6 protein-coding genes are annotated in these 4,425 nt (G+C 61.6%); 4 read left to right on the top strand and 2 right to left on the bottom strand.

Features of this window, described 5'->3' with window-relative positions:
• Both ACOVQ0_RS12835 and ACOVQ0_RS12830 read right to left on the bottom strand, forming a co-directional pair.
• Positions 1-725: DEAD/DEAH box helicase (locus ACOVQ0_RS12835; RefSeq protein ID WP_421885039.1), on the bottom strand; the 725-nt coding region annotated here is incomplete at its 3' end.
• 106 nt (positions 726-831) lie between these two features.
• A complete protein-coding gene (locus ACOVQ0_RS12830) occupies positions 832-1,158 on the bottom strand; it encodes a hypothetical protein (protein ID WP_421885037.1) in 327 nt (108 codons plus the stop codon).
• Positions 1,159-1,208: 50 nt separating this feature from the next.
• Here ACOVQ0_RS12830 and argJ point away from each other — a divergent pair, with 50 nt between their 5' ends.
• The 4 genes from argJ to ACOVQ0_RS12810 form a co-directional block, all read left to right on the top strand.
• Positions 1,209-2,435, top strand: a complete 1,227-nt coding sequence (argJ, locus tag ACOVQ0_RS12825; RefSeq protein WP_421885035.1) for a bifunctional glutamate N-acetyltransferase/amino-acid acetyltransferase ArgJ — start codon at positions 1,209-1,211, stop codon at positions 2,433-2,435.
• On the top strand, positions 2,432-3,235 hold the full coding sequence (locus ACOVQ0_RS12820) for an inositol monophosphatase family protein (protein ID WP_421885033.1): 804 nt from the start codon (positions 2,432-2,434) through the stop codon (positions 3,233-3,235). Before argJ ends, ACOVQ0_RS12820 begins: the two co-directional genes overlap by 4 nt.
• A 122-nt stretch (positions 3,236-3,357) precedes the next feature.
• Positions 3,358-3,963: a 50S ribosomal protein L25/general stress protein Ctc gene (locus ACOVQ0_RS12815; protein ID WP_421885031.1), complete on the top strand. Its 606-nt coding sequence runs from the start codon at positions 3,358-3,360 to the stop codon at positions 3,961-3,963.
• A 205-nt stretch (positions 3,964-4,168) separates the two neighbouring features.
• Positions 4,169-4,425: aminoacyl-tRNA hydrolase (locus tag ACOVQ0_RS12810; RefSeq protein ID WP_421885029.1), on the top strand; the 257-nt coding region annotated here is incomplete at its 3' end.

Below are 4,425 nucleotides of genomic sequence, written 5' to 3'. Positions count from 1 at the left end.
ATCGCGTCGACCGAGACGTACAACTCGCTCTTGTCGTCGGTCGGGCCGGAAATGATCAGCGGCGTGCGCGCCTCGTCGATCAGGATCGAGTCCACCTCATCGACGATCGAAAAGTTGAACGGGCGATGCACCATGTTCTCGCGCGTGTGCTTCATGTTGTCGCGCAGGTAATCGAAGCCCAACTCGTTGTTGGTGGCATATGTGATGTCGGAGTTGTAAGCCTCGCGGCGCTGCTCCTCGCCCAGATTGGGCACGATCACGCCCACCGTAAGGCCAAGGAACTTGTAGAGTACGCCCATCGTCTCGGCGTCACGACGGGCAAGGTAGTCGTTGACGGTCACGACGTGGACGCCCTTGCCTTCCAGCGCGTTGAGATAGACCGCCAGCGTCGCCACCAGCGTCTTGCCTTCACCGGTGCGCATCTCGGCAATCTCACCGCGATGCAGCACGATGCCGCCAATCATCTGCACATCAAAGTGCCGCATTCCCAACGTGCGCACCGATGCTTCACGCACCGTTGCAAAGGCTTCGGGCAGAATGTCGTCAAGCGTAGCGCCATCGGACAGCATCTGCCGGAATTTGGGCGTCTGAGCCGCCAGTTCTTCATCGGACAGAGCTTGCAGGTGAGGTTCGAACGCTGCGATCTGGCGGACGATCTTGTCTAGCGACTTGACGTAACGGTCATTGGAGGAACCGAAAAAGGCCTTGGCGATGGAGCCGAACATAGGCGAAATTTTCCTGTCAAATCTGTAGTGTAGGGGATCGGGCGCACGAACCGCGCGCCTCGGCAGGCAATAGCTTTGCCGGAAAAGGATATGCGTGAACGGCGCGCTATTCGCGCGCGCGGTCACTCAACTGAATGCCGCAGGGCCGGATAAGTGCCGGGGCGGGGAGCCACACCGTCTTGCGGCGGGCACTCGTGCGCTTTTGCGGAACTGCGCCACCACGACCGGCGCAGCGCTGCTGCCGCCGTTCCGTCGAAGCCGAAGTTCCTGCCGCCATACCAGCCTCGGCCACTTCCGCGCGCGAAATGGCAACCGCCACCTCCGGCAACGAAAGGCCCGTAATCATGGCCAGTAGAGCAAGCAAAATGCGCATCGCGGCATGGAGATAGGCACTAAGGCCGCATTCGTCCATCATGAAAACGCAACTGTTCATCGTGATGCAGCAGTTGAACCCTGCCCCCTCGCACGCTAGGCGCTTGTCGCATGTCCGAAGCCGTATCCCCGCTCGCCACGCCCTTCCCCGCCATCCCCGCCATCGCGGGCGTCACCCCGCGCGTCGCGCGTGCGGGATACAAGGACTGGGGACGCTGCGACCTTACATATATCGAACTGGCAGAAGGCACGGCGGTCGCGGGCGTTTTCACCCGCAACGTATGCTGCTCCTCAGAAGTCGAACTGGGCCGTCAGAACATCGCGCAGGGCGCAGCGCGCGCGCTGGTGGTGAACGCTGGCAATTCCAACGCTTTCACCGGCTATCGCGGGCGCGAGGCGGTGGAGCAGATCATGGAACAGGTCGCCGCTCACCTCGGCTGCGCGAAGGAGGAAGTGTTCGTTTCCTCGACCGGCGTGATCGGCGTTCCTCTGCCGAAGGACAAGGCGCGTGTCGGGATTGAGGCGGCGCTTCAGGCTGAATCTTGCGACTGGCAAACTGCAGCGCAAACCATTGGCACGACAGACACTTTTGCCAAGGGTGTGTGCGCCTCTGTGCAGCTAGGTGCATCTAGGTGCACTTTGGGAGCCATCATAAAAGGCAGCGGAATGATCGCGCCGGATATGGCCACGATGCTCGGTTATATCTTCACGGACGCAGCGGTAAGCCCTGAATTCCTTCAGGAATGTCTGTCTGCCGCCAACCGTCGCACCTTCTCCTGCATCACCGTCGATAGCGACACCTCCACCAGCGACACCGTTCTCGCCTTCGCCACCGGCAAGGGCGGCAACGAAGTTCTGACCGGTTTCGACAGCCCCGGTGCGGATGCCTTTGCCGCCGCATTGGAAGACGTCTGCCGCCAGCTTGCCCATCTCGTCGTGCGCGATGGCGAAGGTGCGCAGAAGTTCATCGCTGTCAGCGTGAGTGGCGCAGTGTCCGACGAAAGCGCCCGCAATGTCGGCCTCGCCATTGCCAACTCGCCGCTGGTCAAGACGGCCATCGCCGGAGAGGACGCCAACTGGGGCCGCGTGGTCATGGCGGTCGGCAAGGCTGGTGAACCGGCTGATCGTGACCGGCTGTCCATCGGCTTTGGCGGGACGTGGGCCGCACGCGATGGCCAACCACTTTCAGACTATGACGAAACTCCCGTCGCCAAGCACCTGAAAGGGCGTGACATATCGATCGAAGTCGATCTTGCCCTGGGTGATGGTCAGGCCACAGTCTGGACCTGCGACCTGACCCACGGCTACATCTCGATAAACGCCGATTATCGCTCGTGAGCAAAGCGCTCGACACTGCCGTTGCGGCACTGATGCGCGAGACGGCGGAGAAGACGCTGCTCAAGCATTATCAGCGCCTTGGCATTGATGCGGTAACCAACAAGGCTGCCGATGATGTCGTGACCATCGCCGACACCGAAAGCGAGGTCATGCTCGCCGAGGGGCTGGCCAAAATCCTGCCGGAAGCAGCCATCGTCGGCGAAGAGGCGGCCCACGCGGACCCGGCGATTTTCGAGCGGCTGTCCGACAGCCTGTGCTGGATAATCGACCCGCTGGACGGGACGAACAATTACGCCGTCGGAAAGCCGCCCTTCGGCATTCTCATCGCCCTTGCAGAAAAAGGCGAGGCGGTGGCGGGGTGGATCTATGACCCGCTGACAGGCCGCCTGTGCACTGCACATCGCGGGCAGGGCGCATGGATCGATGGCGAACGGTTGACCGCAAGGACCAGCGGCGGCGAGAAGCCGATTGCCGCCATCTCGCTCGTTTTCGTCGACAAATCCAAGCGCGCAGCGCTGATGGAACACATCGCCCCACATTACACGTTGGTCGATATCCCGCGCTGCGCTGCAGAACAGTACCCCCGCATTGGCCTCGGCCAGAACGACGTGTCGCTGTTCGAACGCACCTATGCCTGGGACCACGCTGCAGGCGTTCTTTTCCTCAACGAAGCGGGCGGCAAGGCTGCGCGACCCGACGGTTCGCCCTACCGCGTCGATCGCCACCTTGAACCCGGCCTGATCGGTGCGGCCAGCCCCGCGCTGTTTGACGACATGGCCGAACGCCTTACGCGGCTATAACGCACCGCCGTCTTGCTTTTCCTGCCAAAACCGCTAAGGGCCGCCGCTTCCCCGGCATGGTCATCCCTGGAGGCGTGGCGGCGGAAGAATTGAAACAACGCATTCTTGGAAGGTACTGACACATGAGCGAGACGCTTACGCTGTCGGCTGAGACGCGCGATCGGGCAGGCAAGGGAGCCTCCCGTGCACTGCGTCGCGAAGGCCGCACCCCCGCCGTGATCTATGGCGGCAATGAAGAACCGGTTGCGATCCATCTGGAAGAAAAGGCGCTCGCAAAGGCGCTGGGCACCGGCCACTTCTTCAACTCGGTTGTCGAGCTTACCGTTGGCGGCCAGACCGTCCGCACCCTTCCCAAGGATGTCGCCTTCCACCCGGTGACCGATCGTCCGCAGCACGCAGACTTCCTGCGCGTTTCGAAGGACTCGGTCGTTCACGTCAACGTGCCGGTCGCCTTCATCAACGAAGAAAAGGCACCCGGCCTCAAGAAGGGCGGCATCCTGAATGTCGTCCGTCACGAGCTGGAAATGATCTGCGCGCCGGATTCGATCCCTGATGACATCATCGTCGATGTTTCGGGCTACGAAGTTGGCGATTCGATCCACATCAGCGCCGTCACCCTGCCCGCAGGCGTGAAGCCCGCGATCACCGACCGCGATTTCACCATCGCAACGATCGTGGCTCCCTCCTCGCTGAAGAGCGAAGAAGGCGACACCACCAAGGAGGGCTGATAGCCATCCTTTGGCCCCGCTCCGGCGGGCGCGAAAAAGCAGCCCCTTCCGCCTTGTGCGGGAGGGGTTCTTTTTTGAAGCGCGAGCTTGCTCTTGACGCTTCGACAGGCTCAGGATGAGCGGAGTTTGTTGATCCCCGCTCATCCTGAGCCTGTCGAAGGATGCTTGACCCCACTTAGACGGAAAATCGAAGGAACAATCGCACATGCAACTCTGGGTCGGCCTCGGAAACCCCGGACCGCAATATGCGCTGCATCGCCACAACGTGGGCTTCATGGCGCTCGATACCCTTGCAGAGGTCCACAGCTTCGGCCCCGTCCAGAAGAAGTTTCAGGGCTGGCTGCAGGAAGGCCGCATTGGCACGCAAAAGGTGCTGCTGCTGAAGCCTGCCACGTTCATGAACGAAAGCGGACGCTCGGTGGGCGAGGCCATGCGCTTTTACAAGCTGGGCCTTGATGCGCT

It is taken from the genome of Novosphingobium sp. (assembly GCF_049240505.1).
Classification (GTDB): Bacteria; Pseudomonadota; Alphaproteobacteria; order Sphingomonadales; family Sphingomonadaceae; genus Novosphingobium.
This window is presented reverse-complemented; position numbering and strand designations above follow the sequence as displayed.

What these genes read in the sequence shown, in the direction of transcription:
- ACOVQ0_RS12830 (WP_421885037.1), bottom strand. Translation starts at nt 1,158, where the DNA reads ATGAACAGTTGCGTTTTCATGATGGACGAATGCGGCCTTAGTGCCTAT.
- argJ (WP_421885035.1), top strand. Translation starts at nt 1,209, where the DNA reads ATGTCCGAAGCCGTATCCCCGCTCGCCACGCCCTTCCCCGCCATCCCC.
- ACOVQ0_RS12815 (WP_421885031.1), top strand. Translation starts at nt 3,358, where the DNA reads ATGAGCGAGACGCTTACGCTGTCGGCTGAGACGCGCGATCGGGCAGGC.